General features: G+C 43.8%; 19 protein-coding genes. 4 read left to right on the top strand and 15 right to left on the bottom strand.

Features of this window, described 5'->3' with window-relative positions; translation table 11 throughout:
* Positions 1 to 38 precede the first annotated feature (38 nt).
* On the bottom strand, positions 39 to 1,301 hold the full coding sequence (locus ACJJJB_RS05775) for an MFS transporter (RefSeq protein WP_445365873.1): 1,263 nt from the start codon (positions 1,299 to 1,301) through the stop codon (positions 39 to 41).
* Between the two features lie 431 nt (positions 1,302 to 1,732).
* On the opposite strand from ACJJJB_RS05775, the gene ACJJJB_RS05770 reads away from it, so the two are divergent.
* Both ACJJJB_RS05770 and pgmB read left to right on the top strand, forming a co-directional pair.
* Positions 1,733 to 4,084, top strand: coding sequence for a glycoside hydrolase family 65 protein (locus ACJJJB_RS05770; RefSeq protein ID WP_445365872.1), 2,352 nt, complete (start codon positions 1,733 to 1,735; stop codon positions 4,082 to 4,084).
* Positions 4,084 to 4,755: a beta-phosphoglucomutase gene (gene pgmB, locus ACJJJB_RS05765; protein WP_445366266.1), complete on the top strand. Its 672-nt coding sequence runs from the start codon at positions 4,084 to 4,086 to the stop codon at positions 4,753 to 4,755. Before ACJJJB_RS05770 ends, pgmB begins: the two co-directional genes overlap by 1 nt.
* Positions 4,756 to 4,915: 160 nt before the next feature.
* On the opposite strand, the gene ACJJJB_RS05760 is transcribed toward pgmB, so the two are convergent.
* From ACJJJB_RS05760 to ACJJJB_RS05735, 6 genes are all read right to left on the bottom strand, one after another.
* Entirely contained in the window at positions 4,916 to 5,200 is a 285-nt protein-coding gene (locus tag ACJJJB_RS05760) for a hypothetical protein (protein ID WP_020414971.1), read from the bottom strand.
* A 42-nt stretch (positions 5,201 to 5,242) separates the two neighbouring features.
* A complete protein-coding gene (locus tag ACJJJB_RS05755) occupies positions 5,243 to 5,701 on the bottom strand; it encodes a cupin domain-containing protein (protein WP_445365871.1) in 459 nt (152 codons plus the stop codon).
* Positions 5,691 to 6,728, bottom strand: coding sequence for a hypothetical protein (locus tag ACJJJB_RS05750; protein ID WP_445365870.1), 1,038 nt, complete (start codon positions 6,726 to 6,728; stop codon positions 5,691 to 5,693). Before ACJJJB_RS05750 ends, ACJJJB_RS05755 begins: the two co-directional genes overlap by 11 nt.
* 281 nt (positions 6,729 to 7,009) lie before the next feature.
* Complete coding sequence (locus ACJJJB_RS05745) at positions 7,010 to 7,417, bottom strand: PaaI family thioesterase (protein ID WP_020414967.1); 408 nt, start codon at positions 7,415 to 7,417, stop codon at positions 7,010 to 7,012.
* Between the two features lie 88 nt (positions 7,418 to 7,505).
* Positions 7,506 to 8,279 carry a thiaminase II/PqqC family protein gene (locus tag ACJJJB_RS05740; RefSeq protein WP_353375158.1) on the bottom strand — a complete coding sequence of 258 codons (774 nt, stop codon included), beginning with the start codon at positions 8,277 to 8,279 and terminating at the stop codon, positions 7,506 to 7,508.
* Positions 8,280 to 8,561: 282 nt separating this feature from the next.
* Positions 8,562 to 9,092 (bottom strand): P-loop NTPase family protein, encoded by a 531-nt coding sequence (locus ACJJJB_RS05735; protein WP_282950959.1) that lies wholly within the window; start codon positions 9,090 to 9,092, stop codon positions 8,562 to 8,564.
* A 334-nt stretch (positions 9,093 to 9,426) separates the two neighbouring features.
* On the opposite strand from ACJJJB_RS05735, the gene ACJJJB_RS05730 reads away from it, so the two are divergent.
* Positions 9,427 to 9,978 carry a peroxiredoxin-like family protein gene (locus tag ACJJJB_RS05730; RefSeq protein WP_282950960.1) on the top strand — a complete coding sequence of 184 codons (552 nt, stop codon included), beginning with the start codon at positions 9,427 to 9,429 and terminating at the stop codon, positions 9,976 to 9,978.
* Positions 9,979 to 10,111: 133 nt separating this feature from the next.
* Here the strand turns inward: ACJJJB_RS05730 and ACJJJB_RS05725 are convergent, their stop codons facing one another.
* From ACJJJB_RS05725 to ACJJJB_RS05710, 4 genes are all read right to left on the bottom strand, one after another.
* A complete protein-coding gene (locus tag ACJJJB_RS05725) occupies positions 10,112 to 10,594 on the bottom strand; it encodes a GNAT family N-acetyltransferase (protein ID WP_282950961.1) in 483 nt (160 codons plus the stop codon).
* 82 nt (positions 10,595 to 10,676) lie between these two features.
* Entirely contained in the window at positions 10,677 to 11,285 is a 609-nt protein-coding gene (locus tag ACJJJB_RS05720) for a macro domain-containing protein (RefSeq protein WP_282950962.1), read from the bottom strand.
* Positions 11,286 to 11,411: 126 nt separating this feature from the next.
* Positions 11,412 to 11,747: a DMT family transporter gene (locus ACJJJB_RS05715; RefSeq protein WP_020414961.1), complete on the bottom strand. Its 336-nt coding sequence runs from the start codon at positions 11,745 to 11,747 to the stop codon at positions 11,412 to 11,414.
* A 1,082-nt stretch (positions 11,748 to 12,829) separates the two neighbouring features.
* Positions 12,830 to 15,112: a TonB-dependent receptor gene (locus ACJJJB_RS05710; RefSeq protein WP_282950963.1), complete on the bottom strand. Its 2,283-nt coding sequence runs from the start codon at positions 15,110 to 15,112 to the stop codon at positions 12,830 to 12,832.
* A 400-nt stretch (positions 15,113 to 15,512) separates the two neighbouring features.
* Here ACJJJB_RS05710 and ACJJJB_RS05705 point away from each other — a divergent pair, with 400 nt between their 5' ends.
* Positions 15,513 to 15,869, top strand: a complete 357-nt coding sequence (locus ACJJJB_RS05705) for a hypothetical protein (RefSeq protein WP_083922811.1) — start codon at positions 15,513 to 15,515, stop codon at positions 15,867 to 15,869.
* Positions 15,870 to 16,149: 280 nt separating this feature from the next.
* On the opposite strand, the gene ACJJJB_RS05700 is transcribed toward ACJJJB_RS05705, so the two are convergent.
* The 4 genes from ACJJJB_RS05700 to ACJJJB_RS05685 form a co-directional block, all read right to left on the bottom strand.
* Positions 16,150 to 16,899 carry a M12 family metallo-peptidase gene (locus ACJJJB_RS05700; RefSeq protein ID WP_444901795.1) on the bottom strand — a complete coding sequence of 250 codons (750 nt, stop codon included), beginning with the start codon at positions 16,897 to 16,899 and terminating at the stop codon, positions 16,150 to 16,152.
* Between the two features lie 223 nt (positions 16,900 to 17,122).
* Positions 17,123 to 17,800 carry a protease inhibitor BamI-like protein gene (locus ACJJJB_RS05695; protein ID WP_445365869.1) on the bottom strand — a complete coding sequence of 226 codons (678 nt, stop codon included), beginning with the start codon at positions 17,798 to 17,800 and terminating at the stop codon, positions 17,123 to 17,125.
* A 1,267-nt stretch (positions 17,801 to 19,067) separates the two neighbouring features.
* The gene (locus ACJJJB_RS05690) at positions 19,068 to 19,889 is read right to left on the bottom strand and encodes a reprolysin-like metallopeptidase (protein ID WP_444901797.1); all 822 of its coding nucleotides are present in this window, start codon (positions 19,887 to 19,889) and stop codon (positions 19,068 to 19,070) included.
* 246 nt (positions 19,890 to 20,135) lie between these two features.
* The gene (locus ACJJJB_RS05685; RefSeq protein ID WP_445365868.1) at positions 20,136 to 20,750 is read right to left on the bottom strand and encodes a protease inhibitor BamI-like protein; all 615 of its coding nucleotides are present in this window, start codon (positions 20,748 to 20,750) and stop codon (positions 20,136 to 20,138) included.
* Positions 20,751 to 20,938 lie beyond the last annotated feature (188 nt).

Below are 20,938 nucleotides of genomic sequence, written 5' to 3'. Positions count from 1 at the left end.
GGTGTGGTAAATATTTGTAAAACAGGAACAAATTTCGATCAGGTCACCGGGCTGGCCGGTAGCACCTGCTCACCAGGTGCCTGCCGCTCCACTGCACGACGGAAGAAGAATAAGCTAATAAGAATCACTGAAATAGGAACCAGCGACAGATAGAAAGCCACCTGGCCATCGAATACCTCAAAAACAGTTCCTGTTATTAGTGAGCCCGTTGTCCCCCCCAATGCAGAGAAAATCACCAGTAACCCGGTCATTGCGGAGTGCTGGTGTGTAGGCAGTGAGCTCAGCATCACTGAGTTGATCGCCGGATATACGGGGGCCATAAACAGGCCTATCAATGGGAGGACAAATGCGGCTATCGGCGCATTGAACCAGCTGATATTTGGATCTGGCTGGACATTACTCGACAATGGCAAGGTTAATACTACCAACAGCGCCATTGCCAACAGGCAGATATTGAGAACCGGGTACCAGTGCAGACGCCGCATGATAGCCCCCGCACCGAGCCGCCCTATCGCCAAGCCTGCTGCGAAAATACTGGCCGCCTGGACACTCATAGCAGCCGGCAGCTTAAGAATCTCATTGTTAAATGTAGGCAGCCAACTGCCGATTCCCTGCTCAATCAGCACATAGATAAACACAGAAATCACATAGATATATACCAGCGGTTTGGCCATTAGCTTGATCATTGCCAGGAACTCCTGACGAGGGCTGGCCCCCTCAATACGAGTCCCCGATTCATTCATTTCAGTAGTCCACAGCAGGACGAAGGCGATAGCACAAATAGCTGCCAATACCCAGTAGACGCTTAACCAGGCAGTTGAGCCAGGGTTGGCGGAATCAATGAACGCACTGAAAAGCCAATAGCCCCCCAACACACCCACCATAAAAACCCCCTCGAGGGTATTTAGCAGGCTCGCATGTTCTTTGCGATCTCTCGCAAGCAAACCAACGGTTGAATAAACAGCGACTTTGACCAAAGCGAAGGCGACACCAACAGACAGAAACAGCAGTTTGGCTGTCCAGAACCCCGGCAGTATCGGCATAGCGGTACAAGCCACAGCAACAATCGCCAGACCTATCAACATCGCTTTCTTGAATCCCAAGCGTGGCAGCTGAGAAGCCACCAGGAATGAAACCACACCGATAGGGATATCCTTAAAACCCTCCAATACACTGGCGGCAGATTTACTCACACCATAAGTATTGATTACCTGCATGATTACTGTGCCCACGCTGTTTAGCAGAATGGCAAACACAAAATAAATGGCGAATAGGGAAAGCAGTATGCGCTGATTATTCATAACAAATTCTTCATCGGTCTATGGCTCAGGCGCTAAGCCGTACCAGCCTGTTATTGTACATTTTTTGATCTAATTTTGTGAGGCGAATGAAACCTGCGTGATCATCGCCTGAGGCCTCAGTATTGCTTAAAGTACCCACTTAATGCAAACGATTGCATTTAATGTGGAATATTAAGTGGATACCTTTCTTCCAATCCAGTCACAAAACCAATCAGTTCATCACTCTAATAAACTATTTTATTTTTAAATATCAATGAGTTATGGATATATCTGTTTATGAGATCCAGTCGATATTCATGGTTATAACCTTTACATGCTCACAATTGCAATCGATTGCAAAATAATATCAATTGGAGATAGACTGAAACCTGCCTGCCCAAGAAAAGCAACCGCTTGGGGTGGAACCTAAATAACTGATTCTGTGATGTGGTATGAAGCAAGAACAACAAGTCAAACACGAGATTCATCCCTGGAGCCTGGTAGAAAATAGCTTCCAACCCGAGGATTATTGCCTCAACGCCACCCTCTTCTCTCTCGGTAACGGGTATATCGGTCTGCGTGGCGCATTTGAAGAGGGCTATGAACCGGAACCATTCACCGATGGTTGCTACCTCAACGGTGTCTATGCCAGTGAACCGATCAGCTACGGCGAATCCGCTTACGGCTATGCTCGCAACAACCAGCGCATGCTGACAGTTCCGGATGGCAAATCGATTCACATTTGGATTGACGGTGAGCGCTTCAGCTTGTCAGAAGGCGAGCTGATCAATTATGAGCGCCACCTGGATATCTCCACCGCCATATCCAAACGAACGCTGACTTGGCGTTCACCCCACGGCAAGACCATTGAGCTTACCGCCCAGCGACTGGTCTCCCTGAGTGAAAAGCACCTGCTTATCGTCAGCCTGGAAATAACTCCCCTCGATTTTGATGGCGAAATACGCTTGCAATCTCGCTTGGACGGAGACTTGGCCCAGGCGGATCGCAGTGATGATCCCCGCTTAGCCTCACCTATAGATAGTGGAGATATTGAGTGGCTTGAAAGTACTGCCGATGGCGACTATCTCGCTTTGCCATTATTCGTTAAAAGCAGCGGCTTCTCTATCTGTAGTGGGGCACTACACCACTGTGAAAGTAATAATGATTTCACCTCCAGCAATCTCCGCAGTGAAGATTGCGTCTCGGTGGATTACCGCTTTAGCGCGTACCGGAATACCCCAATTCGCCTCACAAAATATGTTGCCTACTTTGCCGAACAGAACAAAGCACCTTTAACCGCCGCACAGGTACAAAACTACCTTCAACGTTGTGCGCGTAATAGTTTTACAGAACATGCTCAAGCTCAACACTTGGAAATGAAGAATTTTTGGCGGGAATCGGATATCCAGGTCAGCGGCAACGATGCCTTGCAACAGGGGATTCGCTTTAACCTGTTTCACTTATTCCAATCACTGGGTAGGGATGGGCGCACTAATATTGCTGCGAAAGGCCTATCCGGTGACGGCTACGACGGCCACTATTTCTGGGATACAGAAATCTATGTGTTGCCATTTTTCCTTTATACCCAGCCACAATTGGCAAAAGGACTTTTGGAATACCGGCACTCAATTCTGGAGTCTGCACGTTCCCGCGCGCGGCAGATGGCCATTCAAAAAGGTGCCCTCTTCCCATGGCGAACAATTGGTGGCGAAGAGTGTTCAGCCTACTATCCCGCCGGTACCGCCCAATACCATATCAATGCAGATATCGCCTATGCGGTACGTAACTACTGCCGGGTAACTGGCGATACTGATTTCCTACGAGATAAAGGTGCGGAAGTAGTCATTGAAGGCGCGCGGATGTGGATGGAGATCGGCCACTTCAATCCGCGTCGTAACAACCAATTCTGCATCAATGAAGTCACCGGACCAGACGAATACACCGCGTTAGTAGATAACAATTTCTACACCAACCTGATGGCTCGTGCGCATCTGGAATATGCGGAAGAGGTCTTCCAATGGCTACAATCTTTCGACCCGGAAGCCTGCCAAACTTTGGTTAAAAAAATCCAGCTGGAGTCGGAAGAACCTGCAAACTGGGCCCGCGCAGCCCAGGCCATGTACCTTCCCTATGACAAATCTGAAGGTATCCATCCCCAGGACGATGGCTTCCTGAACAAGCCGGTATGGAATTTTGCCGAGACACCTGAAGAAAAGTACCCCTTATTACTGAACTATCACCCGCTGGTTATCTATCGGCATCAAGTTTGTAAGCAGGCAGATGTTGTGCTTGGGCTTTTATTACAAAGTTCCGAATTTTCAGTAGAGCAAAAGCGCCGCGATTTTGATTTTTACGAGCCTCTCACCACCCACGACTCCACCTTGTCTGCATGTATACACAGCATTATTGCCAGCGAAGTCGGTTATCCGGAAAAAGCTCTCAGCTATTTTCAGCAGGTAGCGCGTATGGATCTGGATAACCATCACAATAATACCCAGCATGGTATTCATACCGCATGCATGGGCGGTACCTGGATGTGCATGGTGCAAGGTTTTGCTGGAATGCGCCTGCACGGCAACGAACTGAACTTTAATCCCTACGTACCCGACGGGATGGACGGCTATCGTTTCCGCCTTCAATTCCGCGGTCGTACGCTTGCCCTGGAAATCGATCGCCTTCAAGCCAGCTATACCCTGGTAAGCGGAGAGGCAATCACCCTGTATCACGGCGAAGAGGTAGTAATGCTGAGCACAGCCGGACAAAAGCAAACTTTCCAAATGGCAGCGATGGAGGAGGTATCTTGATGATCTATCGTGCGGCAATTTTTGACCTGGATGGCGTAATAGCAGATACAGCCCGATTACATTTGCAAGCCTGGCGTCAACTCGCTGAGGCCCTGCAACGCCCCTGGGCTGACGACACAGAGGAAAAACTAAAGGGACTTGAAAGAATGGCCTCTCTGGAAGTCATTCTCGGGAGGGAGAGCGGTAATTTCAGTGAGGAAGCAAAGCTCGCCCTGGCCTCCCGTAAAAATAGTCGCTATCAGGAATTGATTCGCAGCCTCTCGCCAGAAGATCTTCTGCCAGGTGCAGGTAAACTCCTGGCTTGGCTATACGAGAGAAAAATTCCCATCGCTCTGGCCTCCGCAAGTAAAAATGCTCCGGCCGTTTTGCAAGCTTTGGGAATATCAGATTTCTTCTCATATATTACAGACCCGGAGCAATCAGCCCCCAAACCGTCTCCGGAAATTTTTCTCGCAGCCGCACAAGGCCTGCAGGTTGAAGCTGAATTCTGCATTGCCTTTGAAGATGCCGCAGCCGGTGTTACGGCTATCAAGGCCGCACAGGGAATGACTGCTGTCGGTGTAGGAAGTGAGAGTACGCTTGGAAGTGCCGACTATATTGTCGGCAGCCTAGAGATGTTCGATCCAAAAGACTTCTTTCTCTCGGCAATTAGAGCAGCTGCTGTTAGTTAATCAAGGTCCCTAGATATCGCTATACAAGCTGAGTAGCAGGTTTGGAAACTGGCTACTCAGCTTTACCGGAGCATAGTCATATTTGGTAGTCACTTCTGTGTGGAGAGGGAAAAGATCCATGTTAGGGGCAAGTACACTTCGGTAAATCTCACTTGAGCTCTTAACGAGCACTGAGGTTTCGACCAAAAACAAACCCAAAGAGCAAATGTGATATGAACAGAATAATAACCATCCAATAGGCCGGGAATAGATTCATCCACAAAGCATATATTGCATAAAAATGCAGCAAGATTAACAAGCCCCAAACACAATAGCCCAACCAGCTTACAAACTTATCATGTGCCTGCGCAAAGTTGGCAACTCCCAATCCCCAGGCAAGGAAAACCCAAATTAAAGACCAGCCAAAAAGTAAAGTTAAGGAAATATTAACTCCCAGCTCAAACATATCTATCCACTCCCTCTACATCCAGTCAGTTCAAATGTATTGCTATGGCTCTATAAACTTTTGAAAACCGGAGTCTATACTTCGTAGCTTATTGGCCGTACCTGACCGAGGATCAATTATCTCAAAATCAGAGAAATCAAAGCCGGGGCCGACCGAACAACCCACCAGAACCGATTCTCCGATAGGTTCGGCTGCCTGCCAGACACCAGCAGGAATAACATCACAGAAAGTATTACATTGTGTAGAAAGCTCTGTTCGCTTAACTTCCTTACCTAACCCATCCCAGGTATATAGATATAATCCAGCGCCTTGATACAGGTTCCATACTTCATCTGATTGCACCCTATGAAAACGACTAACCTCCCCATTATTCAATGAAAAATAAATATGTGTAAGGGCAGACCTTTTCTGCCCATCTTGATTGGTAACTACAGCATTCGACCTGAATACCTCAAGATATCTTCCACCCTCAGGATGTTCAGACAGGTTTTTAGGTTGCACTTTTATTTCCCCACATTTTAAATTTAGTCAATTCTTTACCCTTCTCTTTTGAAAGGGCTTTAGCAATATTGGTTATAGCTTCATCCATGGAGACCAAGCCATCAAGATACGGCATCCAATATTTATCAAGAAGTACCTTATAGTCCCAGTGTCCTCTATATAACCCATTTGCTTTCGCATAGGCCGTATAATTAGGCTCAACCCTTGAAACAGCCCTTCTCACAGTCTCGCCAACTGTATAAAACTGAATCGGATGCCATATCCCCTTTTTGTCAGCCACACCAAACTTGTCAAATTCTTTATCAATCAGTCTTCGGAGTGTACTTTTTCTTCCAACACTACTAACGTGAGACAGTTCATGAAAGAACATTTCCAAAGCCAACCAGCCACTATAATCTGGATAGGTGCTATTGATGATAGTTTGGTGGCTTCTTGCAGAAGTTGTCGCCCCCTGGCGCAAGCCCGACTTGTAAGTAATATTGATCGTATGAGTATTAACTATTAAATCTTCAGCAAACAATCTCTCAAGATCTGCAGATATTTTATTGCCATACCTCTTTAGCTTAAATTGCAACTCCTGGTGCCACTCCAGATTCTTCTCTAAGTGCTTCCCCCACAGGGTTGCATTATATAATGGAGCAATCTCATTTATATGGTGACCCAACGTATTCTCTGCCTCACTATTGTCAATACCCTTACCGGTCATCAGAGCTTCAGTTAAATTTGCTATTTCAGATTCAGACCTAACAATATGAATATTATTTTCCGCCCCAAGTTTACGATAATCTTTAATCGCCTTCTCAAAGATGGAAATCTTACTAGAAGTGATGGCACCATTACTCTTGAACTCCTCCAGAGCATCCCTATCTCTTGCCAACTCATACAGGAAAAGATGTAAATTCAATAAAGGATCACTTTTGAATATGACACCTCCCCAGCTACCAATTTGATTTCGCTTCGGGTCGTTAGCAACAGTTGATAAAGAAATCAATAAGAGAGTGAGTACCAACAATAGAATTTTAATCATGAAAGAACGCCAGGGCTATATACTTGATATTAACTTCACTGGTGGTATGACTTGGGAACCCATACAAAGTTTTATAAAATATGACTATATTAGAAAAATTCACAGCGGTACCAAATCTCACACCAGAATCATATTGGTACATAGAATAAAGCTACCTATGAGCCACAGTTAAGCCGGCTAATAGCCATGGGATTTTAAAAAAGTATTTTTTCTCAATATGCCCATGACATAATCAATACTTCTCCATTAAGGTACTTCTCTACAATATCCTACAGATGGGACTATGGGTACAACAGCATTTGCGTACAGCGAAAGAGAGAAATTTTTTTACCAGTTTTTAGGCAAAGCACTACAGCATCCCAAACCTGAGTAGTGCGCCCTTTATGTATAGGGCTCGCGATACACTCTACTCTTCCCTCCCGTACAGTACTTAAGTGATTCGATTTCAGTTCTATAGTAGTAAAACCCGTTGCAGTCTTTGGTAAATTTGCAATACAGCCAATACCACAAGCAGTATCTGCCAATGAAACAACACTACCGGCATGCAGGTATCCATTTGGAGCTAAATGCGACGCTGTAATATCCATTTCTGCGCATATTTTTAACTCATCCAAATTAATAATTTTTATACCAAGTAGTTCAGGCAACCTCCCAGCACACATATCATTGAAATACTTTATGTCTTTCATAAGCCAATATATTGTTTATATCAAGTTTATTATATTAGTCAATTCATCTATTCCCGATACTCTCTACCATAAAGAACCAATAAACTGGTTAATTGGAATTCCGTTTGGTATCACCAGAATTTTCCAGTGCTCGCCAGAATTCCTTTTCATAGGACTGAATAAGCCTAACACGTGTTTCGATATTTAACTCACTTATTCCTGAAGCCAAACCCTTGGCAACTATATCTATTACTTGCTCTCGAAATCCAGGGGGCAATTCTCTAAAACTGATTAAGAATGCGAGCTGGCTGTCTGACATTTTCTTATTCTGTTTAAGCGCCTTAGCCATGCGTCCAACATTTTTACCAAAACTCTGAAAATTGATCAACAATGCAGCAGCAATTTCCGCAGGCATAGCATAATTTGCCAACCACGTAGTATAAGCTGGGTATGCTTGTGCTCCGGCTAATGGTTGGTACTCGTTAATTTGTTTATCAGAGATCTCTAGGGCCTTGATAAGAGCTGGCAACTGCTCACTGGCCATAACCTCACCGGTGACCAGCCGAGTAAAGAACTGTCGAACTATTTGACTTGAGGAACCTCCAAATCGATGTAAAGATAGTGCATTGCTACGAAGATCTGACTGAATGATCAAATGCTGTTCCAACGCAAATGCTTGCAATATTGAATCTGGCAATACATTGTCCTCAAGTTTTTTAATAATAATGGGCACCTCATTACTAAGGTATTTTTTTTCAAGCTGTTGGATCAAACTCTCCGCTTTATGCCGATCTTCCTTAGTCGTAAAAGCAATTGATTGAGCCGTAGTATTTAGGGCAAGTACCACAATAAGCCCAACTTTTAGAAAGATGTCTCGAGTCACCTGGCAATGCTCCGATAATAAAAACACTAAGCATAGCACCGTTAAGAGAAATTGATTGAGGTAGACAAAGGAAGAGTTTAATGCCTAAGAAAGGCCTGCAGTTATAAAACAACACCGGCTCAAACACTTAGACATTGCCCAACACCCGGGATATCAATTTGTATGCAGCAAAGAATGACAACTTATAAAATTTTACAATCAAGCAATCGAAGCAAAATTGAATATAGGCAAAACCATGTATTTTAGACATAAATACGCCTATTTATTTGATAAGTTTACCGGCTAAATATTAGTATCAGTTCTCGAAAATCGATGCGCAAAACTATTAATCTCATCTACCTTCTCAATCCTGTATATCTTTTTGTTTTCGCCTAGAGATTGTATTTTATCAAATAATTCATCACTCCAGAATCTGGGTGATAATCGCAAGTATTGCCAGCTTGCGAATGTACCTTTTAGAACGGAACTGCCCTCAGGCCAACCTACGGGCCTCACAAAACAACTTTTTAACAACCTTTTAGTAATCCACCAGTAATGAATATAATATGGCAAGTCAACAATAATGAGCGTATCGGCTGCATCAATACGTGCCCAAAACGACTCCATCGTACCCAAGCCATCAATTATCCAGTTATCAGATTCAATTAGTTCAGAGTGTTCGCCCAAAAAATCTTCAGGAGAAATACGCTCACCATTTTTATTATACTCTACCGTATCCAGTGGGAAATATTTAAGACCCGTAACAGCAGCCAGATTCATGGCAAGAGTAGACTTTCCTCCCCCAGGCTTTCCAAATATCGCTACTTTCTTCATTTTATGATGACTTCTGCTTACCCTTAATTCAAAATCGATAACGGATATTAATACTATCTCGCGTTACTGATTAAAAAAAACATCCAAAAAAGCGCCAATTTTCTTTCTACCAAACCAAATACACTTACTCTGGCTGACCGAATTTCAGCTATATTGACAGCTATGTCGACAGTATTAATTGCGCTTCACCAGAAAATAGGTAACTTGATGTATTTATGGTTATACAAAACTTCACAATCAATGAAATCACAGTGCCTGTCTAGATTCTAAACCAAACTTTTACAGTTTAAAATCTACTTGTTCAAACAGCTGCAACACATTCTACAGAATGATAATGAGAAGAAAACAATGCGAATCCCCCCAACATCCTGTACCTAATCTGGTCGTGGAAACCTTATCATCCGGTACATTTGACTTATCTAAAGACGCCCCCGGTTACGCAACTCTGGTTGTGTTCTATCGTGGCTTTCACTGCCCTATCTGCGTTTCTTACTTGAAGGAACTTGGCCGTTTGACGCCTGAATTCCTTGCGAAAGGAGTTAAAACAATCGCAGTATCCTCAGACGACAAAAATAATGCCATAAAGATGGCTGAAAAGGTTGCTTACCCTGATTTACGTATTGGCTATAATTTGCCCCTGCAAGTCGCAAAAGAGTGGGGCCTTTACCTTTCATCAGGTCATGGAGCCACTTCTGTAGGTATCGAAAAGCCTATCCTTTTCTCTGAACCAGGTGTGTTTCTGGTTCGGAATGATAGCACGCTCTATTTTGCCATAGTGCAAACCATGCCTTTCGTGCGTCCACATTTCAAAGAAATGATCGGAGCACTCGAATTTGTCCAAGAAAACGATTATCCAGCACGTGGTGAGTACATTGGATCGGTCTAATTCTTTGAAGATAATGAGTATCTATCTTCGGCGTTGAGTGACACCACTGCTAGTATTGGCCATCTAGTTCCATCCCCCCCCAATTTATAACTGTCCTTATAATCGGGCTTTCTAGGGGATACCACTCAGATTATTAAATACTATCCATAAGGCTACGCCTTACATCAATAAAATAGGTGTTAAAGCTGCGCCCCAGTTGATATGTCTTAATCACTCGACTCGCAATTTTACTCAATACTTTATAATCTGGCCTGGTATCCAACAAATGAAATAGCACTTCTTTATGTTTGAGTTCATTTGCCCAACGCATCAAAACCTTGAACAAACTTATCCCTAGCCCCCAAAATTTCTGGGATAAGACAATTGCCAGCTCATAACCATGATCATCTGGCTGGATCCCACACCACCCGGCAATTTTACCGTCTATGCAGACAGCTCTAACTCGACAACCTGGAAGAGAGTCAACTATAAGTTTGGCCTCGACCCAGTGTTTCAGAGAATTGTCATCAAAGTATGCGTGATCAATCAGATGCATTCTGAGTTTATCTTCATTAAGAACAGCTAATAATTCCTTCTGGTTTATAGCGTTGAGCCTCCTGAATTCGACTGTATTCATAACTAGCTGCTCCGGAAATACTGACCATTAATATTGAACTACAAAAATCCAGTATCAATTCAATAAAATTTATCAAAAAATCTTAGTATGTTAATTGTAACTTTTTATGGGACTCATGAATCTCATTATAACTTGGAATCCTGGAAGGCTTGGACAGATAACTATAGGCCGCCCTCATATGTCCCGCACAGCGCCTAACTGATAAGTTGCCTATTCCCGTACCCAATCCTGAACATACAATTGAATTTATCTGACAGCCATTAGGTGACTGATTGAACATCTGAACGGAATTTAGAATAGCCCTGAAAGCATGATAAGCATTTAACGTAGTGGATATATCTTCTGGCACGCGCATTGTTGGAGCAGCTATAAGGTACGGCCAACTGTCATTAGATGTTGGAACTATTATTGCCGCCCCTACAGGTAGCTCACCATGGAAATCAGACTTGATTCTTTCCTGTAACCTCTCCTCAACTTCAAAACCCAATGTATTCCGGATTGGAAGATCCAAACCTCCATCCATAATTCCAAAGCTATTGGCCGGACTCACCATGGCATCGGCGGATATCGAAAAATAATCTCCCTCTACAACTTCAAAAATATCAATTCCTTCAAAAACCTGACGCCAGGCTTCCACCAGGTCTTTTGACCTATCTATTAGATAGATTTTATTAGGTAACATTAATTCCATCCTGCATCTGTTGTTTTATCAGTAGTTTGCCATCCAAAAGGCCTGAGCTTACTGCCAGGTAATTTTAAGCCTGGGAAGTTTCGGGCAACGTAGCGATACCCAAATTGCTCATTAGTGGATAATGACCTAAGCAGACACATCCGAAGATGCAACCAACTTGAGGCCTACCACACCTAGCACTATAAGAGATATACAAGCAATACGCGCAAGCGTTATTGGCTCATTGAACCATACAACACCAAGTACTGCGACACCTACTGCTCCTATACCAACCCATATAGCATAAGATGTGCCTATTGGTATATATTTAAGCGAATATGACAGAAAGGCAAAACTAATCCACATAGCCATGACAGTAATTACGGATGGCCACAACTTGGTAAAACCTTCCGAATATTTCATACTCACAGCCCACACAATCTCAAAGAGCCCCGCTACGAACAAGCTAATCCACGCTCCCATATATTCAAAACCACCTTTAATTTTATATAAATTATTAGCTTATCAAATATAAGCCTTACCACAGTATAAATTATAATTATCCTATATAGAAAATCCACCAATCTTTAAATTCATTGTTTCACTACTAAAAACAGTATCAGCATTTAAAAATAAACTTCCAACAAAATATATTTCTATTTCAAGTCTTGAAGGCAATTTTTGAAAGTGCTTATATCAATTAAAAACCTACGCAAAATATCCTCTGCAAGGCGTAAAATTTGAACACCTACTTCAGCACTTCGCCATTAATTTTATACGCAGCTTCAGACCCTTTATTTTTCCTAGCAGCTATAAAATTCTTTAAAAAAAATATTAAAATTAATAGTAATCCAATAGAGAATAGACCCAAAGAAATATGAAGGGCTCTTTCGATAGAGAAAAATCCGGGTAGCCTGTTTGCCAGAGGGTCCAGTGATATCCTAGCTTCGATGCCAGGTTAACGTCACCACTACTAAGTACTATGAATATCTCTCCATTATCAGGGTTGATTCTCACCGCACTATGAATTGCAGGCGCATTGATACCATCGTGCTCATAAATATAACTCCCATTCTCGGTGGGAACGTATAATTTTATTTTTATTGTTTTAGCACCATGGGTGAATAACATTTAAATAGCTATCTGAAGGATAGCAACCAGCATAACAACAACCTAGTGATGGTTCTGCTAATTGATCTGACTTGTGCATATAAGAAGAACCCCCTCTAAGAGGCACAATTCAAGCTTTTCACCCCAGAGAAACCTCATATTTCATCACAAAAATGGACTCTATTTTTGATGATTCAATTACAGTAAATAACAAACACAGATAGTATAAGATTCCTGTCTATCTATTTCATATCCCAAAAGGGCGTGAAACTTATATTACTTTTATACAGGCGGGAAACCAATTTAGGCAAAGGCATCCAAAAAAGAGCGCGATGGCACTAGTTGTTACTTATCAGGAAGGTAAGTCGAAAGGGTGCCCGATGGAGAGATACAAAAAAGCCGCACGCTGGAGTTCGTGCGGCAAAGCTTAAAATACCTTTGGGAGAGGTATGGGATTAAAAATCGTAGGCCACGCTTAGCTTGATATTACGCGGCAAAATATAGCGAACATTGGAAGCAAGGGGATCACGGGGATCACCTTCAGTAATGCCATCCTCATCAGTCAAATTATCCACCGCCAGTTGTACGGTAATATCATTGAGATAGGCTACGGCCCCCAAGTCTACTTTCGTATAACCGGGTAGAGTTACTGAGTTTTCGCTATCGTTGAAGCGGTCACCTACCCGACTGATTCCTCCAAAAACAGCCATATCAATGTTGTTAATGGTAAAATCATAGTTCTGGCTCAGGCGAACCTGGTATTCGGGCTGGCGCATCACCTGATTACCTTTAAAGTCCCCACTGGTGATCTCCGGCTTTTGCAGGGTTGCATTCAGGCCTAATGTAAAATCACCCCAATGGGCTTTACCATCCAACTCAAGGCCTAGGGCTTCTGTTTCCAGGCGGGTACAAGTGGTACTACCAATAATGCAGTCTGGCATACCCTGGGTTTCATTGTAGAAGAGCGTGGCAAACAGCGAGTAGTCTTGGTCCTGCAATTTGTAGCCCAGCTCGTACTGGTCGATGTCGATGATTAGATCGGAACCGGCAAGGAAGCTCCCACCAAACTCGCGATAGTTATCAAAGTCCGCGAATTTAAAGCCGGAATTAATTCGGAAGAAAGTTCCCATATTTTCCGCAAAGGCCCAATCCACTGCAGCGGTGTAGGCGAATCCATCTTCATCCGCCTTGTAAGTGGTAAAGACCCCATTGCGCTCTCCATCGTCAACGGAGTAATTGGTCTCACGGTTGGCGGAACGAACCCCTAAGTCGAAAGTAAAATCACCTAGGTAGAATTCACTGGCGAGATAAAAGGCGTTTTCGCGGGCATCACCCACAGCTTCAAGGTCGTAGCTCCAGCAGAGGATGGGATCCAGCTCCTCATCATCACAGGAGATATCTTCCGCAATTTGCTCGCCATCGTGACCAAGTACATAGTAATCCTGATTTCCAAGGGACCACCACTCGTCTACTTCCCAGCTAGAGGTATAATAGCCCGCTGTAACCTTGAAGCTGTCCCATTCTTTGGACAGGCTGATATCGTTGGTAGTTGCCTCGATATCCTTCCGCACTACCCAGGCGCCAAACTGTTGTAACAGGGTATCGTCGCTGACTTCTGCCCCAGACACTGTAGTAGCTGAAGTTACAGCTGTACCATCGGTGTATCGCAGATCACCGATTGAGACCGGACCTCCATTGGGCACAAAGCCCAGGGTGTCGGCATTGCCACTGGTAAGTCCAAATCTTTCAGTAAGACTCCATCCATTACCCAGGTCCAGCTCAAGGTAGGCACCGGCTACGCTGCCATCCCAGCCACGCCCTTCACCCATATCGAAGGTTTCCCAGCTTGTTTCTGAGCCACCATTCCCGTCGGCCTGGGAAACAGGTACTGAAACCTTGCGATTGCTGGGACCAACTTGAGTGTAATCAGTTGCCAAAAAAGAGGCATTTGGCAGGTACCAGGTGCCGGTATCTTTGGTATCGCGTATATAGAAACCGGCTTTGCCATTATCCATTTCCTTGGTGAGGTGCAAGGTAAACTGGTGGCCTTCCTCGGCATCAAAGCCAGCATCGCGAATGCCGGGAGAAGAGCTCACATAGCCGCCCATCATGAAGTACACATCTTCGCTGAGCTTCCCCGTCAGGAGGGCATCCGCCCTCTGAAGATCATAATCAGAGGTGGTGTACTTAAAGCGGCCCTCGGTCTCTTCAGTACCCTCTTTCAGAATAAAGTTGGTAGTAAGACCAGGCTGGCCATTGGAATATACCGGATTGGGTCCACCGCGCAGGCCTTCTACACGCTGGATGGTCTCATCCACACGGAACAAGGAGGAATTTTCCATGAAAGAGAGTGTCGGAGCCGGATATAACGGCAAACCATTCATAGAAACCGTAACAAACGGTGCATCGCTGCCACCAGGAAAGCCTCGAACATCAATGTTCGCACCAGACACACCACCAGAACTTTCAACCCAAAGGCCTGGGATGGACTTCAACAAATCCGCAGTACTTGATGGGGAGGCTTTACCTATTTCATCGTCACTCAGAGTGGTGATTGAGAAGCTGGCATCCAGCTTGCGCATACCGGAACCACCTGGGGTACCCGTAGTAATCACCTCTTCCATCACTAGATTTTCATCACTGCTTGGAGAAACAGCTTCTTGGGCGATCGCGATACTACAGAAGCCAAGTGATACTGCCGCCAGGGAGACTGCTCGCGCCAGAGGTTTCTTATTCATCAACACTTCCCTCTCATCGTCATTCTTATCTGATTTATTGGTGTTGGTGGCCGGCACAACAATGCAATCGATTGCAAAACCCAGCCAAACCTGTCCTGTGAGACGACACCGCGATGATGACTATAATCCGCCAATGCAATCGATTGCAAGCTGCATTTGAGGTCAAATCTATAACGATAGTCACACCGCTTACTAGAGGGCTCACGTATTTGGCCAGAATGCCCAGGCAGCGCCGAGCTTAGAAAAGTAAATCAGCAACTATCCCTTTGAAAGAGATCACCGGCATTCCTACAGTTCTTATTAAGCACCTAATGAATGGACGTGACCCGGTGGTATCCGGCTGTCTATTTAGTGAGTAGATGCTAAGAGCCCTGAGCACCATCTCATACGAGGATCTGTTATGGCCAACAATCACTGCCAGCAGGCACACAACCACTCCCACAAACACGGCCCCCACTGCGGCCATGCCGCCATCCAGCACGGCGACCACGTATGTTATGTACATGACGGGCATCTGCATCACCCTCATCAGGGTCACTACGATGAACATGTACTGGAAATAAGCAAGAGAAACCCAGATGCCTGCAATCCAGTTAAGACCGCCACTCACGCAACCCACGTGCATGGGGAGGACTGTGGGCACGAACGTATCCCCCATGGCGACCACTTTGATTACCTCGTGGAAGGGCGATTACACCATGTCCACGGGGATCACTGCGATGATCACGGGCCAGTCGATGTTGTACACGACAAATAAGTCAGGGGATTTTTATTGTTTGTACCATCTTGATTTCTGTTGGGATAGGATTTTTAGTACTGTTTGTATTTGCGTTAATTAATATTATTTTTATTGGAGCCAATAAAGAAATAGTATCGTGCTACCCAATCAGTATTTCATTTTTAAATAACTTTTTTTACAGCAGAAAACCAGGAGAAGATCTCCTGGTTTTCTTTTAGCCTGTGAGACTAAATGCATATAGACACCTGGGTGTTAACAGGCGCTTACATGAAATGATCCAGCGAGATAAATTAACCGATTAGTAATAACCAGCAATATCGTCTACGATCGGGCCAATTGCACGGTATGCGTTTGAGATATCAACACCGTTTCTTCTTTCACCACAAGGTAAACCATCACAGGCTACCCAATCCGGATCTGAGAAAATATCAAACTGGGTTGTAGTACCGAATACATGCGGATAAGCCATAATCGTAGTAAACCTATTTTGTACACCGTGGCCATAGCCATAGGAGTACACACCAGGAGTACCTTGCTGAGCAGTAGAATGACTCAAGCCCATATTGTGACCAAGCTCATGGACAAAAGTATTGTAGCCACAGTCTACGGCAGTAATGCTATAAGCTTCATCACGGGTAGAAGCATACATTGTGCCATTGCTACCTTGACCAACCCAGGCGATACCACAAGTTGTATAACGACCATCAGTTTCGGCCATACCCAGCAAAATTATCATATCCGCATTTTTTGAGGCACGCCAGTTCTGGTAGCTGCTACTCGCGGTGATAGTATCGATGTCACTTTCTGTAGGGCGTCGATCTGTAGAAGTTCTCGCTGTGCCTACCAAGTTTAACTGGATATCAACAAGGTTATTTTTAAAAGAGTTATTGGCATAAGCAATATACTGATCAATTTTTGCAGAAATATCGCCAGTATAAGCTGCCGCTTGATCTGTATATACGATACCAACATCTACAGTTTCAGCATTCACATAGGCGGAAACTGAAGCAACTGCAACAGCAGCAGCTAAACTTTTTTTGAGACTCATTATAGTCTTCCTTTTTATATTATTAATGCACGTGCTTTTTTTGTCAGTTAGAGAAATATATTAACAGCCAAAAAACGTGCTTTTGCACCCTAACCCAAAAAGAAATTATCCTTTTTTCCTAACCTACCGAGAAAATAAACTCTTGGTAATTATGGGCTACATCTAGACATATCCCTTGTCGACCTAAAGATTCGAAACTATATGTCCCTCACCTTTAGATTCTTTACAGCTCATCCTCTACTAAAAGATCTCCGCCTTCCAACTTTTTTCCTTGAGAGGATGGCTTTCTACGTAGGTCACCTTTTTCTACATGACCTTGTATTAACGCACCATTAGGCGCAATCCATGCAAAACCATCTTGCGCCTCCATAGTGTAAGAGCCCGACGGTAGGTTCAGCTGAGCATAGACCACATCCTTTCCTAGCGTTATTGTGGCCCCAAACAGACCTGCATGCCCCGGAAAATTTAATTCCAAACTTTTGTTTCCGCTTGCGTGCTGTTGGATATTGCCCACCTGTGCATCGTAGTCACCCTCCACACCGGGAAGATCCATATCAACATACTCGCCTATCTCTAAACTCCTCAACATATCCACGTTAAGCTCAAGATAGGTTTCACCCTTAAGATCTTTTGGCAGGCGACCATTCTCATGAAGAACCTGCTTGGCCAATTCTGACTCCTCCCAAAGAATACTTTCAACTTCTTCTAGAGGCTCATCCATTGCAGGCGCCTCACCTTCAACAACTTCATCTAAGGAGTCCTCTACAGGAGCTCTATCAATAGATATCTTAGGCTCTGAAACTTTTGCGACCTGTCTTTCAGTATTAGACTGCCCTTTAGGCCAAAAATAATATCCAGCTCCCAGCAAGACCACCAAAATAGGAAATATCAACTTTTTCACGGCTCACACCCCAAAATTCACTTATTAAAATAAAACTTCTGAAACCCCACCTTCCAGAAGTAATAAATTCCCGTAATTTTCAGCCAGGAAATTTCACTACCCAACATCCAACGCACCCGACCAGATTCAGACGACGAATGGTATCAAGACCTCAAAAATTTTTTTGAAAATAATTCACAGATGAGAAAAAAATAAAAATGATCAAAGTAAAATCATAAAAACCAAGCTTAAAAAACTGCAAACCGCATCGCAACCAGCAAACATGGGCTCATAAAAATATTGAGAAGTTCATCCACTTAACAACCCTAAACGGTTATATATTTATAACCAAAAAAAGATCGAATTAATTACACTAAAAGATAGAAAAGGTACTTGCAAAATAAACCAGGCAGAAAAATAGAACAAAAAAAGGAGGGCAAAGCCCTCCTTGGAATAACAGAATTAACAGTCAGTACTTTCTTAACAAATCAAGAGAGTAAAATTAGATCAACAATGGCCGTCTACATCATCAATAATTGGCCTCAATACTCTGTGAGCACCAGCTCGATTTTTTTCGCCACACAGTAACCCTTTGCAGATTTCATCCGGGTTTAAAAATGCATCCAGTTGTTCAGCGCTTCCGTATATTGTGGATACACCATGATGGTGGAGAAGCTGTTATTTACACTGCAGCTTAGCCTCCAGCTGTAAACATAACCAATAGCATCACTTGGATGACAAGAATAAGTCAGCCCTATGTTGTAGCCCAACTCATAAATAAACGTAAGATAGGTAGCCCCACTATCAATTCAGGTCAAACTATAGACCAGGCACTTAGCGCTGGATCCACAACACCGCGACCACTCATTCCGCCTCAGGCAATTCACCACCCACGTTCACGGCACCTAACGTTCAACGCACCCAACCAGCTTCAGACGAAGAATGGTATCAAGACCTCAAAATATTTTTTTGAAAACACTTCACAGATAAGAAAAATAAGCAAAATTGGAGCCAGCCGCAAAATCTTAAAAAAACTGCAAACTTTATCGCAACTAACAAATATCGGCCCTTAAAAATATTGAGAAGTTCATCCACTTAACGACTTTAAATGGTTATAAAGTTATAACCAAAAAAAGAAAGCCAATCAATTGCGCCAAAAGATAAAAAACACCTGTAAAACAAGCCACGCAAAAAGCAAGAGAACAAAAAAAGGGAGGGCAAAGCCCTCCCCAAAACAATGGAGTTAACGGTCAATAACTTCTTAACAGATCAAGAAAGTAAAAGTAGATTAATAATAGCCAGCTACATCATCAATAATCGGCTCCAATGCTCTGTGAGCATCAGCTCGATTTCTCTCGCCACACGGTAACCCGTTGCAGAGTTTGTCTGGATCAGAAAATGTATCCAGTCTTTCAGCGCTTCCAAATGCTGACGGATACGCCATAATAGTGGAGAAGCTGTTATTTACACCGTAGCCAAGCCCCCAGCGGTAAACATAACCACTGGTATCACCCTGTTGGCGAGAATGAGTCAGTCCCATGTTGTGACCCAACTCATGAATAAATGTAAGATCAGTACCCCCACAATCAACTGCGGTCAAACTATAGGCCAAGCGCTTGGCACTAGGGTCCATAACACCGCGACTACCTATTCCGCCCCAGGCTACCCCACAACGAGTACCAAGAAAATTCCCATCTTCCCAAACTGGTTCTCCCTTGCCTAACAGAGCAACCATATCGGCCTCAAAAAGTTGACGCTGCACCCCAACTGGGCCGGGAGCAACTTGCGCAATTTCATCGTAGGTCGGCGTACTATCCTGGGCAAAGTACTCAGCTAAGCCAGAAAATTCATTGAGGTTGTCCCCATTAATGAGGAGATCTTCTTTGGAATATTCTCTAGAGTCTACCAATTCCAGCTGAATATCCAGACCATTATTTTCGTAGATACGGTTAGAGGTACTGATCAGATTATCGACCATTACGGAAATATCCCCGGTATACTGAGCCGCAGGATCGGTATACCAAACCGCAATTTTTATCGTCTCCGCACTTGCCGCCCCAGAGATGGTGAGAGCCGTTATTGCGGCAGCCAAACTATTTCTTAGCTTCATAGCAGTTCCTTTTATTATTAAATTATTTACCCCAATCTTTGCAATCGGACCAATGAAACCGGTTACATCTTCAGTTAAACTGATCGAATCACAAAATTTACTTGCCCTAACTGGAAAACAGATTACTCCCTGCTCTCTTCTCCACCTGTAAAAGCAATTGCTTCTGGCAGTAACAGGTACCTCAAACAGCACTCCCTTTGCTGTTAGCCAGGTCAGAAAACTCCTGCCCCAACAATAGATAAATTCTCACTTTAATTTTACCTCTTCCTCCAAGTGACTCCTGGTTAGATCTTTTTTCGAGGCCACCCAGGCATAATTTCCCTGCGCCTCTAGGGAGTATGAGCCTGAAGGCAATGTTAAATTGCCATAAACCGAGTTCTTGCCAATTGTGAAATTTACAAAATACACGCTGCCATAACCGGGCAAGTTCATTTGCACACTTTTATTACCACTGGCATGCTCCTGGACTTTATCCACCTGGGCATCGAAGCTTCCCTTCACTCCAGGCATTTCTATATCGACATAGTCTCCAATTGATAAATTCTTTAGAGCTTCTACATCGACCTCAAGATATGTCTCTCCATTTAAATCGATCGGCAAGCGTCCTGATTCATGTAAAACCTGCCTTGCGACATCCGATTCTGCCCACATCAAGGCACTACCAGGGTTCGCCTCTTGCTCATTGACGGAAGGCATCTCTACCACTTCTTCAGTGGATTTAGTTTCAGTTGGAACAATTTTCTTGGAGGGAGGTGAGACTGGTTTTTCAGTAATCGGTTGTGGGCTATCTGTTTGACTCTTTGCCCAGAAGAAATACCCTCCCGCACAAAGGAGAGCAATCAGTGGAATTATTTTTCTCATTAGCTTCTCACTGCAAAATATTTATGTTAGTTCAGAGAAAATCCCAATAGTGCTGATTACTTAATGAGCTACACCAAAATCGAGACTTAACCTTTCTTAACATGGACCACTATGCTGAGACGCTTAATGCTAATTTCCACGCAATTAATTTTTCAGAAATATTTCACAAAAATGTCATCCCCGTATGG

The organism is Microbulbifer variabilis (assembly GCF_052468405.1).
The sequence above is the reverse complement of the archived record's forward strand: the minus strand, read 5'-3'. Positions and strand labels throughout refer to the sequence as shown.